General features: G+C 29.0%; 21 protein-coding genes and 8 tRNA genes. 3 read left to right on the top strand and 26 right to left on the bottom strand.

The features are described from left to right. Positions 1–8 precede the first annotated feature (8 nt). The 7 genes from QMG30_RS16665 to QMG30_RS16635 all read right to left on the bottom strand — a co-directional run bounded on the left by QMG30_RS16665 (position 9) and on the right by QMG30_RS16635 (position 6,308). Positions 9–656: an acetyltransferase gene (locus tag QMG30_RS16665; protein ID WP_281817325.1), complete on the bottom strand. Its 648-nt coding sequence runs from the start codon at positions 654–656 to the stop codon at positions 9–11. Positions 657–693: 37 nt separating this feature from the next. Then, entirely contained in the window at positions 694–1,569 is an 876-nt protein-coding gene (locus QMG30_RS16660; RefSeq protein ID WP_281817324.1) for a glycosyltransferase, read from the bottom strand. 114 nt (positions 1,570–1,683) lie between these two features. After that, the gene (gene rfbB / locus QMG30_RS16655; RefSeq protein WP_281817323.1) at positions 1,684–2,664 is read right to left on the bottom strand and encodes a dTDP-glucose 4,6-dehydratase; all 981 of its coding nucleotides are present in this window, start codon (positions 2,662–2,664) and stop codon (positions 1,684–1,686) included. A 20-nt stretch (positions 2,665–2,684) separates the two neighbouring features. Continuing rightward, positions 2,685–3,239, bottom strand: a complete 555-nt coding sequence (rfbC, locus tag QMG30_RS16650; protein ID WP_281817321.1) for a dTDP-4-dehydrorhamnose 3,5-epimerase — start codon at positions 3,237–3,239, stop codon at positions 2,685–2,687. 6 nt (positions 3,240–3,245) lie between these two features. Beyond that, on the bottom strand, positions 3,246–4,112 hold the full coding sequence (gene rfbA, locus QMG30_RS16645; protein WP_281817320.1) for a glucose-1-phosphate thymidylyltransferase RfbA: 867 nt from the start codon (positions 4,110–4,112) through the stop codon (positions 3,246–3,248). A gap of 167 nt (positions 4,113–4,279) precedes the next feature. Beyond that, positions 4,280–5,296, bottom strand: a complete 1,017-nt coding sequence (locus QMG30_RS16640; RefSeq protein ID WP_281817317.1) for a glycosyltransferase family 4 protein — start codon at positions 5,294–5,296, stop codon at positions 4,280–4,282. 4 nt (positions 5,297–5,300) lie between these two features. Then, a complete protein-coding gene (locus tag QMG30_RS16635) occupies positions 5,301–6,308 on the bottom strand; it encodes a glycosyltransferase family 4 protein (protein WP_281817314.1) in 1,008 nt (335 codons plus the stop codon). A 186-nt stretch (positions 6,309–6,494) separates the two neighbouring features. Here QMG30_RS16635 and QMG30_RS16630 point away from each other — a divergent pair, with 186 nt between their 5' ends. Next, positions 6,495–6,713: a hypothetical protein gene (locus QMG30_RS16630; RefSeq protein WP_281817312.1), complete on the top strand. Its 219-nt coding sequence runs from the start codon at positions 6,495–6,497 to the stop codon at positions 6,711–6,713. A gap of 624 nt (positions 6,714–7,337) precedes the next feature. Here the strand turns inward: QMG30_RS16630 and QMG30_RS16625 are convergent. After that, positions 7,338–7,955: a class I SAM-dependent methyltransferase gene (locus tag QMG30_RS16625; protein WP_281817309.1), complete on the bottom strand. Its 618-nt coding sequence runs from the start codon at positions 7,953–7,955 to the stop codon at positions 7,338–7,340. Positions 7,956–8,209: 254 nt separating this feature from the next. Between QMG30_RS16625 and QMG30_RS16620 the strand changes: the two genes are divergently transcribed. Then, a complete protein-coding gene (locus tag QMG30_RS16620) occupies positions 8,210–12,607 on the top strand; it encodes a glycosyltransferase (RefSeq protein ID WP_281817307.1) in 4,398 nt (1,465 codons plus the stop codon). 115 nt (positions 12,608–12,722) lie between these two features. Here QMG30_RS16620 and QMG30_RS16615 read toward each other — a convergent pair whose 3' ends face one another. The 6 genes from QMG30_RS16615 to QMG30_RS16590 all read right to left on the bottom strand — a co-directional run bounded on the left by QMG30_RS16615 (position 12,723) and on the right by QMG30_RS16590 (position 17,872). Next, positions 12,723–13,082: a hypothetical protein gene (locus QMG30_RS16615; RefSeq protein ID WP_281817305.1), complete on the bottom strand. Its 360-nt coding sequence runs from the start codon at positions 13,080–13,082 to the stop codon at positions 12,723–12,725. A 315-nt stretch (positions 13,083–13,397) separates the two neighbouring features. After that, positions 13,398–13,754: a hypothetical protein gene (locus tag QMG30_RS16610; protein WP_281817303.1), complete on the bottom strand. Its 357-nt coding sequence runs from the start codon at positions 13,752–13,754 to the stop codon at positions 13,398–13,400. Between the two features lie 310 nt (positions 13,755–14,064). After that, on the bottom strand, positions 14,065–14,418 hold the full coding sequence (locus QMG30_RS16605) for a hypothetical protein (RefSeq protein WP_281817301.1): 354 nt from the start codon (positions 14,416–14,418) through the stop codon (positions 14,065–14,067). A 79-nt stretch (positions 14,419–14,497) separates the two neighbouring features. Beyond that, positions 14,498–14,947 (bottom strand): S-Ena type endospore appendage, encoded by a 450-nt coding sequence (locus tag QMG30_RS16600; RefSeq protein ID WP_281817300.1) that lies wholly within the window; start codon positions 14,945–14,947, stop codon positions 14,498–14,500. Positions 14,948–15,219: 272 nt separating this feature from the next. Further along, positions 15,220–16,191: a glycosyltransferase family 4 protein gene (locus QMG30_RS16595; protein ID WP_281817298.1), complete on the bottom strand. Its 972-nt coding sequence runs from the start codon at positions 16,189–16,191 to the stop codon at positions 15,220–15,222. A gap of 832 nt (positions 16,192–17,023) precedes the next feature. After that, positions 17,024–17,872: a DUF8814 domain-containing protein gene (locus QMG30_RS16590; protein ID WP_281817295.1), complete on the bottom strand. Its 849-nt coding sequence runs from the start codon at positions 17,870–17,872 to the stop codon at positions 17,024–17,026. 135 nt (positions 17,873–18,007) lie between these two features. Here QMG30_RS16590 and QMG30_RS16585 point away from each other — a divergent pair, with 135 nt between their 5' ends. Beyond that, complete coding sequence (locus QMG30_RS16585) at positions 18,008–18,184, top strand: hypothetical protein (protein WP_281817294.1); 177 nt, start codon at positions 18,008–18,010, stop codon at positions 18,182–18,184. A 99-nt stretch (positions 18,185–18,283) separates the two neighbouring features. On the opposite strand, the gene QMG30_RS16580 is transcribed toward QMG30_RS16585, so the two are convergent. From QMG30_RS16580 to QMG30_RS16525, 12 genes are all read right to left on the bottom strand, one after another. After that, entirely contained in the window at positions 18,284–20,245 is a 1,962-nt protein-coding gene (locus QMG30_RS16580) for an FtsX-like permease family protein (protein ID WP_281817292.1), read from the bottom strand. Then, on the bottom strand, positions 20,235–20,993 hold the full coding sequence (locus QMG30_RS16575) for an ABC transporter ATP-binding protein (RefSeq protein ID WP_281817290.1): 759 nt from the start codon (positions 20,991–20,993) through the stop codon (positions 20,235–20,237). Before QMG30_RS16575 ends, QMG30_RS16580 begins: the two co-directional genes overlap by 11 nt. 188 nt (positions 20,994–21,181) lie before the next feature. Further along, positions 21,182–22,195, bottom strand: coding sequence for a sensor histidine kinase (locus tag QMG30_RS16570; protein WP_281817287.1), 1,014 nt, complete (start codon positions 22,193–22,195; stop codon positions 21,182–21,184). Continuing rightward, positions 22,188–22,898, bottom strand: a complete 711-nt coding sequence (locus tag QMG30_RS16565; protein WP_281817286.1) for a response regulator transcription factor — start codon at positions 22,896–22,898, stop codon at positions 22,188–22,190. Before QMG30_RS16565 ends, QMG30_RS16570 begins: the two co-directional genes overlap by 8 nt. Positions 22,899–23,532: 634 nt before the next feature. Then, positions 23,533–23,606 (bottom strand) — tRNA-Arg (locus tag QMG30_RS16560). 59 nt (positions 23,607–23,665) lie between these two features. Further along, positions 23,666–23,751, bottom strand: a tRNA-Leu gene (locus QMG30_RS16555). Positions 23,752–23,758: 7 nt separating this feature from the next. Then, a tRNA-Val gene (locus tag QMG30_RS16550) sits at positions 23,759–23,831 on the bottom strand. A gap of 19 nt (positions 23,832–23,850) precedes the next feature. After that, positions 23,851–23,927 (bottom strand) — tRNA-Pro (locus QMG30_RS16545). A gap of 25 nt (positions 23,928–23,952) precedes the next feature. After that, positions 23,953–24,027: transfer RNA gene (locus QMG30_RS16540), tRNA-Asp, on the bottom strand. A gap of 18 nt (positions 24,028–24,045) precedes the next feature. Continuing rightward, positions 24,046–24,119: transfer RNA gene (locus QMG30_RS16535), tRNA-Ile, on the bottom strand. 6 nt (positions 24,120–24,125) lie between these two features. Beyond that, positions 24,126–24,198: transfer RNA gene (locus QMG30_RS16530), tRNA-Thr, on the bottom strand. 52 nt (positions 24,199–24,250) lie between these two features. Next, a tRNA-Glu gene (locus QMG30_RS16525) sits at positions 24,251–24,322 on the bottom strand. Between the last annotated feature and the right edge of the window lie 54 nt (positions 24,323–24,376).

The raw sequence follows: 24,376 nt of genomic DNA, 5'->3' as shown, positions 1-24,376 counted from the left end.
CCCCAATATTATAGATATTTATCCTCCTTATTCCTTTTTCTGACAACCTTACATGGTATTCCATAAGCAACTACATAAGAACCTATATCTCTTATCACTGTTGATCCTGCACCGATAACTGTATTGCAACCTATATTGATTCTGTGAATAACATTAGTTCCTAAACCTACAGCTGTATGATCTCCAACTATAACATTTCCACCAGTGGTTACATTAGGAGCGATTGAAACAAAATCACCTATAATATTATCATGGTCAATGGATGAATTACTATTGATTATACAATGCTTACCTATACGTGTACTACTATTTATAACTGCTCCAGCCATTATAGCGCTACCTTCTCCGATTTCAACTTCTCTAGCGATACAAGAATTAGGGCTGATACAACTAACAAACCTAAAATTAGGATTAATACTTTTTATCTCATCTGTGATTACATGACGACTCCAATTATCACCAATAGCAATTATTCCTCCGTACACATTATTCATTATAACCTCTATCTCATCAGTTAATATATGGTAACCAAAATGTGATTCAGCTCTATTATAATTATCTATAAGCCCAATAATACTATATTTCCCTTCTCTTTCAATTATATCGATTATAACTTTTGAATGCCCTCCTGCTCCAAAAACAACTATATCTTGCATATTATTACCTCTCTATTTATTTATACTGCCAATAATATCAATTTCCATTTTTCTTGAAAAAATTGAAATTATCATGAGCCATTTTTATGTCATAATAATGTTTTCTCATTGATTCGGTATCATGTATAGAAGCACAATATATAGTTCTTTTTCCGTTTCTAAGTTGTTGATAGTACATTTTCTTCTTTTCTTGTAATGATTCAGCAAATTTATCATGGCTGTAATTCTTTCTATGGATATTGAAACAAGTCCTATTCTGATTAATTAACGAGCATTCTTTTCTATATAAACATTGGTCGCAACTTATGTATTGAGTTTGATTCAATTCAATTGAAGCAGCATAACCTGTAACATATGGAGTATACTTGTTAATACGAGAGCTCATGTCCTGATCAGCAGCATATGTTTCTTCATTCCAATAACCTATATAATCAAATACCTCAGGTCTAATACAGTTAAAACACCCAATTATCATATCATATTTATAATAGCTCAATCCTTTTTGGGTTATTTTTTTGGGTTTGATACCTTTTTGTTCGAAAAAGTTTTTTCTTGCGCATCCCAAAAGACCTACATCCTGAAAAGTATCCATTGTTTCCATAAATTTAGTAACAAAATCTTGTGTTTCTATGCATACATCATTTTCGATCAATATAAAGTATTGATCTTTTTTTCTTTTACTTAGAACATAATTAATAGCATAGACGACACCATAATTAATATTGAATCTTTTCCTTGATTTCATTCTTTTATCTTTGATCCCTCGTATATATTTCCATGTGTCATCTGTTGAATTATTATCAACAATATGTAATTCAAAATCATCTGTTGATTTTAATAAAGCTGTTAGATTCTTAACTGTTAACCCAAGTCTATTGAATGTTACAAAACATACTATTGGAACTTGCATCATAATGTCCTTTCATATTATATCTACTCTATATTTTTACTATGATAATAAAAAAAATAGAACTCCAAATGTAATCTATACCTTTTAGAATTCTTTTTTTGTATGAATGATTGATATTTATATTTTATTACGATCAATTATTTTTCTCCACCAATTTTCATTATTGATATACCACTCTATAGTATCTTTCATCCCTTTTTCAAAATCATATATGGGACACCAATCAAGTTCACGTTTTATCTTATTTGCATCTATCGCATATCTTTTATCATGACCTAACCTATCCTCCACATATTCAATCGAAGAGTTATCCTTACCTAGATAATCCAATATCATTTTAACAATGACTAGATTATTTCTTTCATTGTTAGCACCTATGTTGTATACTTCTCCTGTTTTCCCTTTTTGAAGTACTTCATCTATTGCAGAACAATGGTCATATACATGAATCCAATCTCTAATGTTAAGTCCTGTTCCATATACCGGAAGGGACTTATTATCATATGCTCGACTAATCATCAACGGAATGAGTTTTTCAGGATATTGATATGGTCCATAATTATTCGAACATCTTGTTATGTTTACAGGTAACTTATATGTCTCATAATATGATTTGACCAACAGATCAGCACTTGCCTTGCTAGCTGAATAAGGATTATTAGGTGAAATAGGAGTCTTCTCAGTAAAATATCCTTCATTACCTAATGAACCATAAACTTCATCTGTAGATATTTGTATATACTTTTCTATATTATACTTTCTTGAAATATCTAACAGGACTTGGGTTCCCATAATATTTGTTCTAATGAATTCATCGCTATTTCTAATACTCCTATCAACATGGCTTTCAGCTGCAAAATTAATAACATAATCTATCCCTTGTGAAAAGACTTCTTCTACAGTATCATAATCGGATATATCTCCTTTGACGAATACATAATTGTCATTATCACTAACATCATTTAGATTATCAAGATTACCTGCATAAGTAATTTTATCATAATTGATTATTCTATAATCATCATATTTATCAAGCATATATCTTATGAAATTACTTCCGATAAAGCCTGCTCCCCCTGTTACCATTATTGTTTTCATTTTCTTGTTTCACCTCTTATTCAATGAAGTTTCATATTATTTAGTGTAGGCCATAATTTATCTTTGCCAGATAATATTATACTATCTACTCTATCCAAAGGCCAATCAATATCTATAGAAGCATCATTCCATATGATTCCGGCTTCATACTCTTTGTGATAATAATTAGTACATTGATATACAAATTGAGCATACTCTGATAGAACCAGAAAACCATGAGCGAAACCTTCTGGTATGTAGAATTGTCTTTTGTTCTCGTGAGATAAAATTACTCCATATGATTTTCCATAAGTACAACTGTTTTCTCTTATATCAACTGCCACATCAAAAACTTCTCCTCTTGTAACTCTTACTAGTTTACCCTGAGGAAATTCATATTGATAATGCAATCCTCTAAGAACCCCTTTTTGTGAAAAGGATTCATTAGTCTGTACAAAATCCATGCATAATCCTTGTTTGCAAAAATCATCTTTATTATAACTTTCCATGAAGTAACCTCTACTATCCTGATAAACTTCAGGCTCTATTATATATAGATCTTTTATATCAGTTTCTATAAAAATGAACTTTCCCATGAGCTTCTACCTTTCTATTATATACCTTAAATATTGTCCATACTCGGTCTTAATCATTGAATTGGCCAATTCCAATAATTGCTCTTTATCTATATATCGTTTTTTATATGCTATCTCTTCTATGCAAGCTATATATATCCTCTGCTGTTTTTGTATAGTCTCAACGAAATTAGCTGCATCGAGTAATCCATGGTAAGTACCTGTATCAAACCAGGATATACCTTCATTCAATATTTCTACTTTCAACTTTTCTTTTTCCATATATACTTTATTGACATCTGTTATCTCTAGCTCATTTCTATGTGATGGCTTTATATTCAATGCTATATCTACTACTTCATTATCATAGAAATACAACCCTGGTACTGCATAATTGGATTTTGGATACGAAGGTTTTTCTTCTATAGAAACTACTCTATGTTCTTCATCGAATTCTACTACTCCATAACTGGATGGCTCTTCTACATAATATCCAAAAACTGTTGCTCCATCTTCTGTTTTGACTGACCTTTGTAATACATTGTCCATCTTTTCTCCATAGAAAACATTATCTCCCAGTATCAATGCTACTGAACTGCTACCTATGAAATCTCTACCAACGATAAAAGCATCAGCTATTCCTTTTGGCTCATTTTGTACTTCATATGATATTGATATCCCCAATCTATTACCATTACCTAATAATTTTTTATAACTTCCAATGTCTCTTGGAGTAGATATAACAAGTATATCTCTAATACCAGATTGCATCAGAGTCGCCAATGGATAATAAATCATGGGTTTATCATATATAGGCAGCATTTGCTTAGATATAGCTTTTGTAAGAGGATATAGTCTTGTGCCAGCTCCTCCTGCTAATATTATCCCCTTCATGTTTCACCTCTTTTAACAAGTTGTCTATATTTTATATTATTATAATTAGTCCATAAGTGTTACTTATGCAAATAGTAATTACTAACTTCTGTACTGAGTTCATTTTAATAGTATTAAATTATTTTACCATTGTAAACTCATATGGTAAAGAATAAACAAATATCAAATCATGAAAAATCTGTTATATGTTTTTTGATAGCATCAACAAACATATCAACACACTTTTGATAATTGTATTCTGAAACCATTAAATTTTTACCTGCCAATGAAAATTTTTTCCTTAGTTCAGGATTATCAATTAGTTTTTTTAACTTTTCATACCATTCCATTTCATTTTTTGCAATAAACCCATTACATCCATCTTCAATTAATTCCTTGTGTATACCTATATCAGATACAATGACCGGAACTCCTGACATCATGATTCTTTTAAGTCCAAACCCGGATTTTCCATATCTATCGGAAATATTGAGATAAGGTACAATAAAAATATCTGATGATGCAATCTGTGGAACAATTGCTTTAATATACCTATTATATGGTAGAAAAGGAATAAATTCCGCAAATGGCAGATGTTTTTTAACTAGAACACGGTTATCAGGTTTATTGTAATGTTTTCCTTTATGCCATCCATATAATCTAAGTCTTACATTATATTCTTCGTGTATACTGGTTAAAGCATTTTTTATACTTAACAGATCATCGACATATACATCCGCAAGACTTTGCTGCCAGCCTATAATCAAAGGATTATTTTTTCTTTCTTCAAAAGATTTATATGGATAATTTTCGAAATCATGTATTGAGGTTATAGTTTCAACAGGTGTTTTTGTATATAAATGCATCTTATCAGCATGCTGTTTGTTTCCTACAAGAATAAGATTACTATTTCTTAATGCTCTGATATGCCCCTTATCTTTCATCGCCAAAAAATCATCATCTATATATATGAGATACACTTTCCCTTTTAAATGTTTTACATCTTCATAATAATGTCCTGGAAATACCGTTTTCTGAAAAATTATAACATCACAATCTTGACTTCTCAGTATTTGTTTTTTTCTATTCACATTTTGTACTATCTCCACGTCATATCCTGAATCAATTAATGCTCTTGCAAATAACTTACCTGAAATTGTTGTAGGAGCTAAGTCATTACCTGATAAAAAAAACTTAATCTTCAATGAATCACCCCTTTTTCAATAATTTTTCTATTTCTATAAAGTAATTATTGCACATATTCTCAAGAGTAAACATTTTACTTCTTTCTACTATTTTACTTTTATAATAATCATAGTTATCAAAAGTCTGCAATACCTTATCTGCCATACTTGATATGTCAACAACTGGGAAATGTTCAAATGATGGTTCACATTCTCCTCTTAATCCAGCATCTCCAAGAAGCTCTGGTGTACTACCTAGATTAAGACCAACTATTGGTTTCCCAACATTCATTGCTTCAATAATCAAATTGGAACATGCATCATTAGGTCTAGTGTGTAAAATCAAATCTGCTGTACGTATATATTCAGGCATTTTCTCTCTTGGTATGGATGTTCTCAGATCATACCATGTGATATTAGGAAGATTGGCTTTCTTTATCAATTGTTCTTGAGGTGGATAAGCATAACCTAATATCCAGAATTCCAGATCATTTCTATGAACTAATTGTTTAGCAATATCAATTATAGTTCTGATACTATAATCAGCCATGAGAGGAGTACCCCAAAAAGCTATTGACAATATGATTTTTTTATCTTTTGGTCTATCAAGTATTTTTCCTTTTTCTTTAAATATATTTTTATCTGCTCCATTGTAAACAACTACTCCTGGCAATTCACGTCCATTAAATAATTGACTTGCCATTACTCTAGAAAAATTACTTTGGTAAATGATTTTATCTGATAACCTCATTGCAGTAGCTATAGTTTTATTATACTTTCTAACCAATTTCTTTTCAGATAGGAAATCATAATAAATACCATCCATCCTATATAAAACCTTAGTACCTCTTTTTTTGATCTTCAATAACTGGTAAGGGTCAGAATAATAGGCAAGAGTTATAAAAAGGTCTACTATATCATTATGAGAAAAATAAACTTCATGACCTTTTTTAATACAATAATCGCTAAAATTTTTTACCCATGTTCTTGTTCCACCCATACCTTCTGGTTCTATTGGAAAACCTATTTTCATAACATTCCTTCTTTCAATCAATCTTAGTTCATTATATTATTATCGCTTATATATTGTTACAACTTGTACTAAAATTCTAATTTCTATATATTTAACACTATTTTCAACAATCCTCTACTAGCTTGTCACAATTTTAGCTTGTCAGGAATAATATAAACTAGGAAATCATATGAAAGGAGTGTTAGTATGTTTGGATATGGTTGTGGCTGTGGTTATAGAGGATATGGTGGATACGGTTACGGCGGTTACGGCGGTTATGGCTATGGACGTGGCTACGGTTACGGTGGCTATGGTTATGGTGGCTGTGGTTATGGATGTTGCTGTGGTGGTTGCTGTAGTCTTTGCTGTGGTTGTGGATGTGGCTGCGGTTTTAGAAGATGCTGTTGTGGATTTGGTTATTATTAATATAATGTTAAATCGGACATGTTTTGGGCTAAAAGGGTTACCCTTTTACCCTTTTTTTATATAATAATATCTATTCCAGCAATAATAATTATATACATTACAAAGAAGCTACTCCTCGTAAAAGAGTTCAAGGAAAATAGAAAGTAGAACTATCCTATATTACAAAAAAGCTATTGCATCTTAACTAACCAACTATAGTCATAATACATAAATTTATGACCAAATGTAAATTTGATTAATTATAATAGCAACAGCTTTAATTATATTCAATATTTATATTTCATTCATTATTATTGGAGGTATTCAGGTAACGTAATATATTATTTATATTAATTAGGTTAGGTTGATTATTGGCTTTTTATTTATATAATCATAGTGTCTATCTTTAGTAATCTGAACTCATTTTAACTGATAGTAATAAGATATTATTAAATGAACAAAATATCGATTCCCTATATTACATTACTCATAAGATATACTAGGTATATCTAAAACCATACATTAATTAGAAACTTCATTCACTATATTTTATTTATTATCTAGTCATCTATAATGAATACCTCACTATATAATATGATGTTATATGCTACCTTGTCCCATTTTTTTAATAATAAATTTAAAATATCATGATATTCTTTCGATTATGAAATAATAATCGTCCATTAATATATTATATTTTTTATTGCCTCTTATCAATTCACTGATTGCTCTAGTAATTCCAGGATACCTGATTTCATCATTATCATGGAGATAAGCTATTCCTCCTATTTTCAACTTAGGAAGATACAATTCAATATCGCTCTTGATATTCTCATATTTATGTCCCCCATCAATAATCATAAAAGGGATTTCCCCTCTAAGTAATGAGGCTACTTCACTAGAATAACTGGATATAGCAATACATTGTTCCTTTAGATCCTGTCGATTTACATTCTGCATATATTTGATATGGCTACCTATGACTCCACCAGATAATCTATCAAATGGATCTATACTTACAACTTTATTGTTTTTACCCATATAATTCAACATTCTTGCTACAAAGATTGCTGTAAATCCATGATAAGTGCCTATTTCTATCACATAATCATCATCTTCTATTGGTGCATTTAGAATTGATGCAGCCATAAAACTATACATATTCATCCTCATCATTAATCCATTCTTCTTAGAGAATTCTTTACATAGTTTAACTACTTCATCCGGAAGATTCCTTTCCGCTTTAATCAAATTAATTGACATCATTGACCTCCTTTCTAATAACTCATATATTCTTACAAAAAGTATCTATAAAAACTTTCCTATTGTAATATATGTTATAAAATCGTAAATGTGTACAATCTATGGATTTATGAAATTAGATATATACATTATAGACATGAAGAGAAGTTATTTATGGAATATAGTAATATACTAATTATGAAAATAATATCTTAGTATTATGAATAATAATAACCTGGATTCAATTACCATAATTATAGTAAAGGAGGCTAAAATTGGATCGATTAAGCATTATCATAAAAGGAAAGGAGACTCAACTTATAAAATATGTTGAGCTGCTAAAACCACTACTGATAAATCCGGATACTGAACTTATACTCATAAATAATGAAATCGAAAAGGTTGACATACCTTATGATTATTCAATACTGAAATTTGCCAATGAATATAACAATTTTGAAGAGTATTGCCTTACTTCATGTATCGGAGAAAAAATAATACTCATAGAAGAAGGAATGAGACTGACACCTGATATAATAGATTCAATTACTAAAGCACTTGATAGAAATGATCATTTCAATATATCAGTCAATCATAAAACATATTTGGTAGAAGACAAAGCCATCTTTTTCAATAATGAACAAATTTTTGTTCATCATAGAGGCACAAAAGGGTTCAGCAGATATGTTGACCTCACAATAGAAGATTACAGACTAATTGATATGCATAATGTAGATATAGATAGAAATATAAAGTCACTACTTGACGTGAAATACTTAAAAGAACTATTTTCCTGGTATAAAAACTATATATTAACAACTGACCATAACATTCAATTACGATTCCATACTGCTTTAGAAAAACATAAACTCTCTTTAGATAATGAAAATAAATGGATGCTAGAGGACCTGTTCATTAATTCTGATATAGATAACCTGTACACAAAATATCTACAAACAAAGAAATTGCAGCGAACAGACATTATAGAATTCAACAAATCCATCAATGAGAATTTTACGAACAATATTATAAGTAAAAATTTATACTATAGCTGGTTCATCAGGGATTCATTAATTGATATGTCAATACCTGATTATATGATTAGGATAGATACAGAATTGCAGAAATCCATAATATATTATCTCCTTGAGAATGATAAGGACTCTCAGGAATACATCTACAATTTCATTATGAATACTGCTTCGGAGTTCAAGATAAATGATGAGGAAAAACTTGTAACATATCTTATAATCATTAAGAATTATATGGATAACGTAAGCAGCACATCACTCAATTCCAAAACAAATAACCAGTTATTGCAGCTATTGAATCTGTATGTATATTGTTTTAATATCTATTTAGATAATTATGTACCTAAATATAATATCTACGGGGAAGATAAATTCATAAGTATGTACAATGATGCTCAACTATTGATAAAAGAAAAAAAAGTAGCAGAAGCCATCAGCATTCTTATGGACATATGTACTACTTATCAACAAAAAACTAAAATACTGTATTATTACATCCAGAAATTAAAATTGGCAAATAATTATTACCCATATGTTCTAAGTATCTGTATGATAGTAAAAGATGAAGAAAAAAACATCGCTAGATGCCTACATAGCTTGAAACCACTTGTAGATGCAGAATTAGCTGAATTTGTTATTGTTGATACTGGCTCTACAGATAATACTGTAGAAATAGCTAAGAAATATACTGATAACATATTATATTATAAATGGACTGGGCATTTTTCTGATGCTAGAAATTATAGTATTCTATTTGCTCGTGGAGAATACATTATGATTATGGATGCTGATGAAGAATTTCAGCCAAAAGAACTCAATAAGCTGATTGATACCTTCACCAAAACCGATTATAGGACTTACAATACATTTACTCTTAGGATATTAAGTTATACCAATACAGAATTAACCAACTACACCGGATTAACCCAATCACGTATATTCAGGAATGATGGAGAATTCTATTATTACAACGCTGTCCATAATCAACCAAAAAGTAGTTTGCCAGTCAAAAGTCTTGATATTGAGTTTCTCCATTATGGATATATCATGACTGATGGAATAAGAGAAAAAAAATTCGCAAGAACTGGTACTCTGCTAAAAAAAGAATTAGAGAAAGACCCTTACAACTTATATTTCAGATGCCAGCTAAGCTCCAGCTATGGTATGTATGGAGATATTGTTTCAGCAGTAAAACAAGTAGATATATATATGCGTATAATAAAAGATAACAATATGATAAATGATCTGATTTTTATGTATTATAATAATGCTATAGCTTTATATATGAACATAGGAAGATATGATGATGCAGAAGCCGTTTGTGATAGAGGATTAACCTACAAACCAGATTTTATAGACTTCATATATTACAAAGCATATATTCTATTCACCAAAGGTAATTATGAATCTTCAATAGTATTTTTTACTAAATATCTTATGCTTCTACAGAATTATTTCAAATTAAAAATAGCCAATGACCCAAGGTACAATTTTTATACAATAGCAAACAAAGAGACCGCTATCAGGTTAATCATAGTATCCAATTATAGATTAAAAAAATATGAAGATTGCGTGGCTATAATAAACCAGATCAAAAACAATGATACCCTATTCAATTGTATCCATGAAATCATTAATTCTTATTATTATACCAATAGATACGTAGAAATTGCCAATTTCTATAATAATGCTATATTAAGTGGAGACGAAGCTATAAAAAGTATATTTAAATTTTTCTTGCTAGACAATCTGCATGATTCAGATACCGAACAATCAGAGAAATGTCTTTCTGCTCTTTCATCTAATCATGTTGATGAAGCGTTACTAAATGAAATCAGAAAAAAACTTAGAATGACATATTTTCCTGACGTAATAGATAGTCTTGATATGGTCAATAAATATGATATTAATGGTATTGATTTTGAATGTGCTTCCAAGGTATTGAAAAGTATCATACCAATACTGAACAGCACTAAGACTGCTTCCACTAATATGACAGAAATATATTTGATAAAACGGGCTGTCAGAGTTATATTACACCGTGCCAAAGAAATGGTTGTTTCCAATATACTAACTGTAGATAAATTAAAATCTATTTTCCAGAAATATATGGAACTGACATCAATCATCATATCACAGAAAAAGTTGAATCTGCTTGAAGACAAAGAAATCAGATTTATTACTGAGATGAATCTTGCTTTATCAGATGATACAGATGATGAATATAAGATATATCATGCCAAAAAAGCTGTCCATAATTATAATGAAATGAATTATATCATAGATATAATCTTTAATGACACATTAAATAAAACTCCAACCAGTAAAGTCAAGATGTCTGCTCAAGATTATTCCTCAGAAGCTGACAAATTAATTAATAATAAATCATTGCATGAAGCAGAAAAATGCTTATTGACAGGTATAGAGAATTATCCTGACAATAGCGATATATTCAGTAGATTATGTAAGTTATACAGTAAGAAAAATGATACCAAAAAGCTTATAGAAATTTATAGTAAGTTCAGAATGATAAATCCTAATATTAATATTGATCATAGAGAATTCATCCCTCATAAAAGCCTTGACAACATTAAAGACATAAAAGTACTTCAAGGCACAATGGATTTAACTAAAAAAACATCAAACATTGCAGAAATATTAAACTCCAAAGGTATCAATACTAAAATATTGAATTATGTCAATAATTATACTTATAATAATCCAGACTACAAATTGGATTTAAATAAATTCAGTTCTCCTAATGACATGTTAAAGCCAACAATAGAGGCAGCTTCAAAGATCATACCTAATTTTGATGTCTTTCATTTTCATTATTTGAAATCTCTTACATTAAATTACTCTGACTTGGTTGTTTTAAAAGAATTGAATAAAAAAATATTCATGAACGTTTGGGGAAGAGACGCACTCCTCTCTTATAGAGCAGCACAATATAATCCATATGTAGAGATTAATCTACAAGCTGATGAACATATAAGAAGTATACTAGAAAAAATATCAAAATATATTCCATGCTGTATTGTCAGCAATGCTGAATTGATTGAACATGTAAAAGATTATTTTGAAAAAGTTGAACATATAAATATGATGGTGGATATTGATAAATATGTGCCAAATAATGAATCTCAAAACATACCTAATAGAAATTTTACTATTATACATACACCATCTTTAGTTAGTGATACACAAAGCATAATAAAAGCAGTTGAAAACCTCAAACAAAAATACGATTTGAATTTCTACCAAATGCAAGAAATGTCCAGTGAAAATGTCATAAATGATATTCCAAAGGCAGACCTTATAATTGATCAGATAACCCAAGGAACCTATAGCCATCTTGCCATTGAATCCATGGCTCTAGAAAGACCTGTCATTTCATGGGTCAGCGACTATATGAAAGATAAATATCCAAAAGACCTGCCTGTAATAAGTGCCACTCCTGAAAATATTGAAGAAAAATTAGCATATATATTAGATAATAGAGATATGCTAAGAAATGTAGGTATTGAAGGAAGAGAGTATGTAAAAAAATATCACAATTCTCACATAGAAATCAATAAACTTATTGATTTGTATACTAAAAACAAAGAACTACCCCTCATAAAAGATTTCAAGAAAAATTGAAAGTAGCACTTTCCTATATTATTAAAATGAAGGGACCTTACGTCCCTTTTTTGATTGAGATATTCAATTATAGTGATAATCTATTTAACTACAGTAATATTAATTCAGTTTACTATTAACAACATTCAAATCCATTAGCTATTATTGATACACAAAGTTCGGTTGTTCCTGCAGGAGCTACTATCTCAACACTCCTTAGTGGATTTATACTAGCTGAGAATATATCAAAATCAGTAATTACTGATATATCTCCACCATTGACAATTATCTGTACTGGATTGGCTAATGGAGCTTGAGGTTGAACTACAACTGTTCCAGATAATGCAAGTATACCTATTTCTGCTAGCCATATATTGAATGTACCAGCAGCAGTGAATGTGATAACTTTATCTGTATAGCCATATTGTACACTACATTTGCAACCTCCAATTAAACTACTACCAATACCACAACAAGTACTTATATTACATCCCATTATTATTTCTCCTTTAAATTTAAGATTTTTTTATAACATATTCAATTTCGATCACAAGATTTATATTATAAATATAGATCCTGTCATCAAACTTTTCTATATGAATATCTCAATAATATATTATGCTAGTACTAACTTACTTGTCCCTATTTCTCAACTAAAATAATATTATACGTGTGTCATTATTTTAATAAAAATGAAGAAACAAACTGTTTCTTCATCATATGAGATATTCTAGGTAAATGATAAGTTTTTCATTCTATATAAATCATAACAAGTTAATTATGTCATTTTTCATTAGCTAACATATTCTAATTAACAACATTCAAATCCAGTAGCTATTATAGATACACAAAGTTCAGTTGTTCCTGCACCAGTAATTATATCAACACTCTCTAGTGGATTTACACTATTTGATAAGATATCATTTTGAATAGCTATTAATGCACCACCATTAATACTTACAAATGTATTATTAGGCAATGGAGCTTGAGGTTGAACTACAAATGTTCCAGATAATCCAGGTAAGCCCATATCTGCTTGCCATATATTGAATGTACCAGCAGCAGTGATTGTAATAACTTTATCAGTATAGCCATACTGAACACTACATTTGCAACCTCCAATTAAACTACTACCAATACCACAACAAGTACTTATATTACATCCCATTATTATTTCTCCTTTCAATTTAAGATTTTTTTATAACATATTCAATTCCTATATACAAGATTTATATTATAAATATTGATCCTGTCATCAAACTTTTCTATATGAATATCTCAATAATATATTATGCTAGTACTAACTTCCTTGTCCCTATTTCTCAACTAAAATGAAACAATGTCATCGTTTTAATAAAAATGAAGAAACAGACTGTTTCTTCATCATATGAGATATTCTAGGTAAATGATAAGTTTTTCATTCTATATAAATCATAACAAGTTAATTATGTCATTTTTCATTAGCTATCATATTCTAATTAACAACATTCAAATCCAGTAGCTATTATAGATACACAAAGTTCAGTTGTTCCTGCAACAGTAATAACAGAAACATCATTAAGTGGATTAACGCTTCTAGCATAGATATCATCAGTTATTGGTTCTGGAGTAGCGCCATTAATTGAAACTTGAGTAAGACCTGGTAATACAGCTTCAGGTTGAATTACAACTGTTCCAGAAATTCCTGTTAAGTTGACAGCTTGCCATATATTAAATGTACCAGCAGCAGTAATTGTAATGACTTTTTCAGTATAACCATATTGTACACTACATTTACAACCTCCAACTACAGTACTTCCAATACCGCAACAAGTGCTTATGTTACATCCCATATTGTCATCTCCTTTCATAATTATGTTGAAATACTTCTCATTATAATCACTTAACCTAATAGGAAAATCTATCTAATGTCTAATATACACATGAAATAGAGTACCATTTTGTATAGTCTTCATCACATATGGTACATTTTTCTCCTTTTCTTTTTAAGTCAGATATATAATGAACAGCTATCTCATAGCATCCAAAACAAAACTCTTCATCTGAGCGACAAAGACATTGGGCTGCTATACTGTTAACATTTTGAATTGTAATGCTTTTTTCTTCATGAGGTAAAACTTTAACAATAACGCATTCTTTACCCTTAAATCTTAATCTTAATAAACAATCCGATTGATTTTCTATTTTTATTGTTACTGCTGCTTTAATACCTATACCTTCCCATATGGTACTAAAGCATTTTCTACGTAATTCAAATTTATTGGAAATCACGTCGGTAATATAACAATCTGGTTCTTTCTTGCAATCATCTTCTCTGCAATAGCATTTTGTACATCTAGTTTTGGTACATGTTCTATACACTTTAGATTACCTCCTATTATGAATATCTCAATATATATTATGCAACTTATAAGCTTCTTGTCCCTATAAATTTAATTTTATATATGATTTTTTTATAAATGAATATATTACCTCATATAAAGTAAAATTATAGGATTTTTTACTATAAATTAATATCTATGATTAGCACGTATATCCAAATAAACAATCAACTACTATCCCCTCACATAGTATATGAAAATTAACTATACAAAAAGAAATGTCTAATATCTTTGTTCTTTGGATAATATCTGCTAAACAGTATAATCATTTTTATCATTATTCTTAAATTCTGACTCTAGTAATTTTCTGATTTTATTTGTTTTTTCTTCAAAATAGTAATAGTTTTTTACAAAATCTCTATACTCTCTTGAATCATAATCTTCTTTAATTATATCTAGCAACTCACCAATCGTATTCCATATATATTTTCCCTTATAAATATTTCTCGCACCAACAAAATTATGAATAAGAGGTTTAATACCTTTTGCCATTGCCTCCATAACACTTAGATTCTGAGATTCAAAGACACTAGAACATATTATATATTCTTTATCTTCCAACCACTTATCAATATCATCTACCCATCCTTCATAGATAACATTATTAGACAATCCCATTTCAATAATCATTTGCCTAAGATATAAAACATATCTTCCATCTTGGAATTTTCCTGCTATATATAACTTGTATCTGTTATCTCTTTCATATATTGATTTAAATGCTTGTAGCAAAAGCATTGGACCTTTTTTATAATTGATATATCCTACAGATGCGATATTAAAACCAGGTTTTCTTTTTTTGAAGGAGTATTTCTCTATATCTATACCATTAGCTATGACTTCAATTTTATTACTATCTACATGATGTTCTTTAACCATCAGTGTTTTTATATGATTTGCAACAACTATCAACTTATTGACAGCATTCCAATTTACTGAAGAGGGATAATTTGTAAAAATCTCATAACTATGAAGTCTACAAATTATAGTTTTTTCTTGTGCCCTATCAAGTTTACTCCCATAAATAAGTAATTCATCACACCATTCGAACCAACTAATGTCAGCCCATTCCATTTCTTCATCTATAATGCTATAATCTGAAACAATTATTTTCTTGGTTTCAAAGTTCTTAGATAGTTCAACTATAATATCATTTATAAAATTATCTAAACCTTCTTTAACAAAAAATGCTATTTTGCTATTGCCATCAATTTTACCTGTCACGAAATCACCCCTTATATGATTTTACCTGTTAATTCATATTATGTTATTTCGATAATAATGTTCAGGTAAGTGATTTCAAATTACATCTGTAAAACTATATAGGACAAACCTTTAATTATGTTCATATACTATAATGAGATATTATATATTTTATAGGTCCATGAATTCGTAGGATTAGATGATAAAGTTTATGTCTATTTACTATTACTTTAATGTATTGTGACTATAGACTCATTACCAGTAATGAAAATTGAATTGAAAAATCTAATATATATGCTTACTCAATAACATATCTTTAGAATTGATCAGGAGGTGATCTTATGGCATGTAATAACAACAATGTTTTATAGAAAATATAACTCTCTGTGTGAACTATTTGTAGAGAACATTTTATTAATTTAAAAAGCATGTTTTAGGCATAAAAAATAGAACAAGCCTATTACAAGATTTGTTCATTTTTTATCCTTTTTGATTATTATATGGTATCAATAACACCTATAAAATTAAAAAGTCTGTCATATAATTGCAAAATAAATTGGAATAAAAAGGATAAGTTTTTCAACTTACCCTACAAAATAACACTTTAATATATGTTATATCAAATTTCATGACAAATACTAAACAAATATTTTAATAACATATCTTCAAAATTTTACAAATAGCAATATCATTGGTGGTAATAATATTTCATCATTAAGATTATTACTTGGGCATTCTAATATCAAAATTACTAAAGCTTAGCCTTTTAATTAGGCTTTATATAATCCTAACTACTAACTACATCTATAATTTTAATTGAATTTTTAAACTCAATATAATCATATTAGATTAGTTACCCTTTTTGACACATTGGTAATCTGCTAAAATCCACCTCAACCCATGCATTTTGTAAATGATCTAATCCTAATTTCTTAGCCGTTTTTGTATTCACATCAATTCCTGCTTGTAATCGTACTATTCTTCCATATTCATCTTTACCATCATTATAGTTATCAAAAAAAGCCGCTTGTGCCATTGGCATCATACAATCTAAATCTTTATATTTCCGACATGTACAATTCCAATAATCATCTTCTATATTATATGGACCTGCCTCTTTAACTATTAGATCCTTCAATGTAGTACCTTTATAAGAAATATCTATAGGATAGGATTTTGTATATATTTCCTTACATTCAGGAGTTAACCACTCTAATTTTCCGATGTTGGCAAACTTCAAACACAAAAATGGCAATGCATTTTCGCAATAGCATTGTGTTGCATATACTGTACCAATTCCTCCAAGTAGTGTTTTAATATTTTTTTCTCTTAACCATTTCTTCCTATAATCCCTTTCTACATCAAACCATTCCTTCAAATAATTATTAAACTTTTTATACTTCTCATCACCCATTATCCTTATAAATTCAGACACTATTCTTTGGCTAACATCTTCAAATAGCTCGTTATATTCTCTTATTGCTCTTTTAGATAATACACTTCTTGATTCATCACTCAGCATCATTCCTCTTGTAACTACTAAATCTTTCATTTCTTCTATTTCTTCAGGACTTAGATCAAGTACTTTTTGCATTTCTATTAGATCTGGTTCTAATCCAGCAGTATTACTTAAATATCCAAAGATTTTAAATACCTCGACAGGTGATAATTCATTATTGTTACTTCCATATAGATAATACATCTTATACCTCATTCTATTATTCAGTATATATTATGCTACTAAAATTAACTTTGGCATACATTTACCACCAATAGATTAACGATATTAGTTGATATTAATATCTGTGAATGTTAAAATATACTGAGGTGATAATATATGAAATCAAAACTAGCAAGAAACGGATTAATTTTTGCTACATTGTGCTTTTTAATAGGCAGTTGTATATTCATGTCTGATAATCAAACAGCGGCTCTACTTGATTTAATAAGTGCTTTTCTATGTTTAATAGCTGCTTATAAACAACATAAGAAATATAAAGAGTCTATTCACTAATATAATCATTTGTTTTCATATGTATGATATAAATTGTCAACATGATATTGTTGTTAATATATTTCATTATATTTTCATATTCTCTTTCACATTGTTGCATTATATCTCTCTTGTAACATACCTATACAAGTTTCTAGCTGTACATTTATAAAACAAGTAATGCAATACAATAAAGGCTATAACAAGTTTTACATTTTCTAATATTAATGAGTTATTAAATGTAACCATTCCAGTATGTTTCATTAAAACAAATATTAATATATAGCTGTAAATGATACCAGATATTATAGGTATTAAAAATAGTGGCTTTATTGACCTAGAAATATTTGTTTTTATTTCTTTTTTTGTAATTCCAACCCCTTTAATCTTATCATATTTTTGTTTAACTTTATCTTTTTCACTGATTATTTTAAAAGATAATATATTTCCAGCAGAAATCAAGAATAAAATAGCTATGAAAAAAGTTATGAAAATTATAAATTTATTTTCCTCCATTGAATTTTTATAGCATTCTACACGATTAGTAATATAAAAAGGATATTTATACCACTTAGTATCTTTCTTGGTCTTTTCTGTTTTATATTCAGAGAATTCATCATATAATGTATTTTCTATTTTGCTTGACACTACTTTTATTTTACTTTCCTCCTGAAAATCACCATATAGAAAAGTTCCTTTTCTATCATCCGATAATTGGCTGGAATAAGAATTATAATCATCATTATCAAGTATAAAAATATATCTATTATAATAACGATTGGTTTTGTTCATAATGTTTTTGCTTATGTCGCTTTCAATTATAAGCTGTTCATTATTTTCTTGTAACGTTATAAATCCTTCACTATACCAAAAATTGTCAAATGCGCCATTTCTTATAATTACTACTTTTCCACTAGATACATCAATATTTTCTCCATATAACAGTTTGCTATCATTTTCATTAACAAATACAGGTTCATATAAAACTGGAAACTTAGCTATTGGCATAGTAATGAATTCCAATTTCTTACTGTCTACTAGCTGGCAATCATACTCATTTAACACTGATTGATATATTTTGTTAAATTCATTGTTTATGTGATCATTATAGACATAAGCATAATCATATGGATTATTTTCTCTGTTCTCTATTTTTATGTTAATAAAAGAATTATAAGATGTCATAGTAAATATGAATATTAGTATACATAAAATTGTAAGTGAAAATATGTACTTTTTATTATCATTCAACTTATGACTCATTTCAGTGATACTAAGTATTTTCTTCAAGTAAAGCTTTTCATTTCGCTTCGCACCATGTATAATATAATAACTTGATTGGCTGATGACTATATAAATACCAATAAAAGATGTCAAAATAATACCTGTATAGAATAATCTATAATTGCTTTCTAGCTCTCTAAAATTCATCTTATATAATAGATACATAGGTGTTACAGTTAATAATATTCCAATTACTAGAACTATGATACTATTATGTTTAGTTTCCTGCTTAACCTTATTATTTTTTACAATTTGTACTATTTCTAGTTTTCTAATACATCTTAGTGTATTAAATGTTGTTACCATATAAACGATAAGAAATCCAAAAAAAGTATGTACTAAGTTAATTAGAGATAGATGATAAGCAATAACGTCAAAGTCCAATACATGGCTAAACAAAAGCAAAAACAATTTTGAAAAAACTATACCGCAAATAATACCCACTAATAAAGAACAAGACGATATGATAAGATTTTCAATAGCAATCATTTTTTTGATGTCCTTAGTTCTCATACCCAACGTTAAATACAATCCAAATTCTTTTAATCTAGATTGTAAAAAAGTTTTGTTGGAATGTATCATATGAAAGATGGAGAATAGTATAATAACTAATAATACCAATACCAAAAAAGTTTTAGCAATTTCATCTTTATAAAAGGCATCTATAAAATTAGGATTTAATCTTATAGAATTAAACAAGAAAAATATAGTTATACAAAATACATTATTGATAAAACAAATAGAATAATCTTTTAAATTATACATAAAATTTTTAATAATAATATCTCTAAATTTCATCAACTGCACCTCCTGATAAGGAAAGAGCATGAATAATATCACCTAAAAAGTTCTTTTTATCACCTTTCTTCATCATTTCAATAGATAGTTTACCATCTTCTATAAAGATAACTCGATCGCAATAACTTGCTGCAAAAGGATCATGTGTTACCATAAGAATAGTTGATCCTAACTCTTTATTCATTTTACTTATATAGTTCATTATTACACGTGTGGACTTAGAATCAAGATTTCCTGTTGGTTCGTCAGCAAATAATATCGCCGGTTCATTAATAACAGCTCTTGCAATTGCTGCTCTTTGTTGCTGACCACCTGATACATTCCATGGATATTTATCTTTTAATTTATATATATCAAATAAGGACATTATTTCTTTAGCCCGTAACTTCATACTTTGTGGCTCTCTTTTATCAAGTATCATAGGAAGCATGATATTTTCTTGCAAAGATAAACTATCTAATAATTTGAATTCTTGAAAAACGAAACCTAAATTTCGTCTTTTAAATAAAGCTAACTCGTCTTTATTTAGCTCACCAATATTATTACCATTGATAATAATACTGCCTGAATCTGCGTTATCTAAGCCACTTAAAACATTTAAAAGCGTTGTTTTCCCACTTCCTGAAGAACCCATAACACCTATGAATTCCCCTTCCTCAATTTCAATAGAGAAATCATCTAATGCAACAACTTTATTATCTTCTTTTCCATAAATTTTAGTTATATAATTACCTTCTAATACATTCATAATATTCTTTTTATGATATAGTAACCTTAATATATCATATACTCCTTTCATTAATCATTCATTATGCTCTACTTAATAGGCTACTTAACTATAAACTAATATTATAGCTTTTGTGGAAAATAAGATATTGATTATATTGAATAAAGTATTACATTTTTGTAATTATAGGAGAAACGCTAAATATTGATTTAATCATAATCACTATAATAATATATATATACTGTCGTTCCTATATCCTTTTTTGATTCAATCTTAATCTTATGTTTTAATTTATCACATATTTTTTTACATAAATATAAACCAATCCCGCTAGAATTAGGTGATAATCTTCCATTTTCTCCTGTAAAGAAAGGTTGAAAAGCCCGTTTTAGATCATAATCAGGAATACCTATACCAGAATCTGATATTTTAACTTCTACATAGGATTTTTTTTCTGATATTGAGATATTGATATTATTATCAACATGTTTCAACACTGAATATTTTATAGCATTAGACATTATTTGTTGTAAAATTACTTTATTCCATTTTTTATCTGTAATAATGGATATATATTCCTTTTCATAACTTAGCTTTGGATAAATATTATTGATGATAAAATAATTTTTATTCTCAGTTATAATACTTTTCATTTCTTCAACAATATTTAATTTTGTTGGACATACATCCTTTGAAAAATCACCAAATCTTAACATGTTTAGTCCCATTTCTGACAGATAATGTATCTTATTTATTTCATGGTTTATTAGATTGATTTCGTTTTCATCATAAGTTTTTTTATTAATCCTTTCTATAATAAGCTTAATAACTGTAATAGAAGCTTTCATATTATGTATACAAAGAGAAAAAAATCTTATGTTTTGTTTATATTCTGATATGATTGTTCTTATTTTTCTTATATGCCTACTTTGATTAGTCTTAATATATTTGATAATCTCTAATTGTTCCTTACCATAATTATCTTTAACAGAAAAGTCTTTGCCATCTTTCATTATTATCTTCATAAATTGATAGAATTTCAACCAATCAAGAACTAAATATATAATTAATAAGAATGCTGCAACTATAATTGGATATACAATACTTCTACTTTTTTGTTGATATAAATTAAAATAATTGATCAGTAAACTTGTATTCAACACATAAAATATTATTAGTTTTATTCTATCTATAAAAAAAATCTTTATCATTTTACTATTCATAATCTATAGCTCCTGTATCAAAAAAATAACCCACAGCACGTTTGTTTTTTATGGCTGTTTTACTTATATTAATTTCTTCCAATCTGTTTTTTACCCTTTTTATATTAACATTTAATGTGTTCTCATCAATAAACGTATCACTGTCCCATAAAGCATTTAAAATTTCTTCTCTAGATATTACTTTATTTTTATTGCATAAAAAAAGTTTTAGCAAAGTAAGTTCATTTTTGCTTAGAACTGCTTCTTTATCTCTGTAACTTATTCTGAATTTTTCTAAATCTAGTTTTATACCACAGACCTCTATTATATTATTGTTTTGATCTGATTTATCATAACATCTTCTTAACAACCCTCGTATTTTTGTATGTAACATTTGCATACTAAAGGGTTTTATTATATAATCATCCGCACCTAGTTCAATACCGTGAATTTGTTCTAATTCTGTGTTATTGGATGAAATGATTATTATAGGTTTATTGGATTTTCTACTGAAAATTTCACATAACATATAACCATCATAATAGGGTAGATTTATATCTAGTAACGTTAAATCAGGATTAATGCTAAAATAAGTTTTATCTATATTTTTAAAATCCTTTGTAACAATAACTTCGTATCCATACCTCTCAAGGTTTTGTTTTAATACATTCCTTAAAGAATTATCATCTTCAATAATCAATATCTTCATTGGCATTCTATCCATATGTGGAATCCTCCTTGCACCAGTTTTATTTATTCAGTTATGATAATACAATCGTGGCTAATACCTCTAGAATAACTTATTATCAAATGTAGTTAAATATATATCCACAAAATATAACATTAATCAAGATTATAACACGTTTCCGAATAAATCTACAGATAATTTAATGATATAAGTTCGTTACCATAACTATCTTAAAAATTATTATAAACCGTATATTACCTTTATCTAAGTATTTTGTCAATAGCTTTTTAACATGACATAATAAATAATAAGTTCAATGGATTTCTATCCTTGGTGGTGGTGATATTTCATCATTGAGGTTATTACTTGGACATTCTGATATTAAAATAACCGAAAAATATTTACATATATCAAATACATTGTTTTTGACTGCTGGAAAAGATAATATTTATAGACTAAATAAAGTATTTTTTAAACGGTTTTATGATACTTTCTCATCCTAGTTAAAGTACATCTTAGAAATTTAACGATACTTTTAAGTACCAATTTTAGCAGTCAGAAGGGGGGTTATACAATTATAGTATAATCCCCCTAAACTATGCTTAAAACCTCTATTTAATCAAATAAAAACCCTCGGCAAGCACTAACTGCAAACCCAGAGTTTCTGTGACGTGCGCAAGAAGATTCGAACTCCCGGCCTTCTGATCCGTAGTCAGACGCTCTATCCAGCTGAGCTATGCGCACAAAAAAATATTAAATTATCTTATTAAGATATAAAAAGCACCCAAGGTGCTATACATTAATGCCGGAGACCGGAATCGAACCGGTACGATCTTTAAGGACCGCAGGATTTTAAGTCCTGTGCGTCTGCCAGTTCCGCCACTCCGGCATTTTAATGGGCGCAACAGGGCTCGAACCTGTGACCCCCTGCTTGTAAGGCAGGTGCTCTCCCAGCTGAGCTATGCGCCCTTATTAAATTAGTTACGTTTGGTCTGGGTGACAAGACTTGAACTTGCGACCTCTAGAACCCCATTCTAGCGCTCTACCAAACTGAGCCACACCCAGACAATGGAGTGTAACTGTCACTAAACGACCCAGAAGGGACTCGAACCCTCGACCTCCGGCGTGACAGGCCGGCGTTCTAAACCAACTGAACCACTGGGCCTAATTAGTTATTATAAAATGGACCTTCAGGGACTCGAACCCCGGACCAACCGGTTATGAGCCGGTTGCTCTGACCAACTGAGCTAAAGGTCCATATAGAGCCGACGATCGGACTTGAACCGATAACCTGCTGATTACAAGTCAGCTGCTCTGCCAATTGAGCCACGTCGGCATATTAATATATAGAAAACAATTTATACATTAATACTACTATATCTATATGATGACTCGTAGGGGAATTGAACCCCTGTTACCGCCGTGAAAGGGCGGTGTCTTAACCGCTTGACCAACGAGCCTTATTTAAACTCCCCGAGTGGGACTCGAACCTACAACCCTTCGGTTAACAGCCG

It is taken from the genome of Vallitalea longa (genome assembly GCF_027923465.1).
GTDB lineage: Bacteria > Bacillota > Clostridia > Lachnospirales > Vallitaleaceae > Vallitalea > Vallitalea longa.
This window is presented reverse-complemented; position numbering and strand designations above follow the sequence as displayed.

Bases quoted from the DNA above. Each gene is read 5' to 3' on its own strand.
- QMG30_RS16660 (WP_281817324.1), bottom strand. From the start codon at position 1,569: ATGATGCAAGTTCCAATAGTATGTTTTGTAACATTCAATAGACTTGGG.
- QMG30_RS16605 (WP_281817301.1), bottom strand. From the start codon at position 14,418: ATGGGATGTAACATAAGCACTTGTTGCGGTATTGGAAGTACTGTAGTT.
- QMG30_RS16635 (WP_281817314.1), bottom strand. From the start codon at position 6,308: ATGAAAATAGGTTTTCCAATAGAACCAGAAGGTATGGGTGGAACAAGA.
- QMG30_RS16665 (WP_281817325.1), bottom strand. From the start codon at position 656: ATGCAAGATATAGTTGTTTTTGGAGCAGGAGGGCATTCAAAAGTTATA.
- rfbC (WP_281817321.1), bottom strand. From the start codon at position 3,239: ATGGGAAAGTTCATTTTTATAGAAACTGATATAAAAGATCTATATATA.
- QMG30_RS16610 (WP_281817303.1), bottom strand. From the start codon at position 13,754: ATGGGATGTAATATAAGTACTTGTTGTGGTATTGGTAGTAGTTTAATT.
- QMG30_RS16630 (WP_281817312.1), top strand. From the start codon at position 6,495: ATGTTTGGATATGGTTGTGGCTGTGGTTATAGAGGATATGGTGGATAC.
- QMG30_RS16625 (WP_281817309.1), bottom strand. From the start codon at position 7,955: ATGTCAATTAATTTGATTAAAGCGGAAAGGAATCTTCCGGATGAAGTA.
- QMG30_RS16580 (WP_281817292.1), bottom strand. From the start codon at position 20,245: ATGAAATTTAGAGATATTATTATTAAAAATTTTATGTATAATTTAAAA.
- rfbB (WP_281817323.1), bottom strand. From the start codon at position 2,664: ATGAAAACAATAATGGTAACAGGGGGAGCAGGCTTTATCGGAAGTAAT.
- rfbA (WP_281817320.1), bottom strand. From the start codon at position 4,112: ATGAAGGGGATAATATTAGCAGGAGGAGCTGGCACAAGACTATATCCT.
- QMG30_RS16570 (WP_281817287.1), bottom strand. From the start codon at position 22,195: ATGAATAGTAAAATGATAAAGATTTTTTTTATAGATAGAATAAAACTA.
- QMG30_RS16615 (WP_281817305.1), bottom strand. From the start codon at position 13,082: ATGGGATGTAATATAAGTACTTGTTGTGGTATTGGTAGTAGTTTAATT.
- QMG30_RS16585 (WP_281817294.1), top strand. From the start codon at position 18,008: ATGAAATCAAAACTAGCAAGAAACGGATTAATTTTTGCTACATTGTGC.
- QMG30_RS16565 (WP_281817286.1), bottom strand. From the start codon at position 22,898: ATGGATAGAATGCCAATGAAGATATTGATTATTGAAGATGATAATTCT.
- QMG30_RS16575 (WP_281817290.1), bottom strand. From the start codon at position 20,993: ATGAATGTATTAGAAGGTAATTATATAACTAAAATTTATGGAAAAGAA.
- QMG30_RS16590 (WP_281817295.1), bottom strand. From the start codon at position 17,872: ATGTATTATCTATATGGAAGTAACAATAATGAATTATCACCTGTCGAG.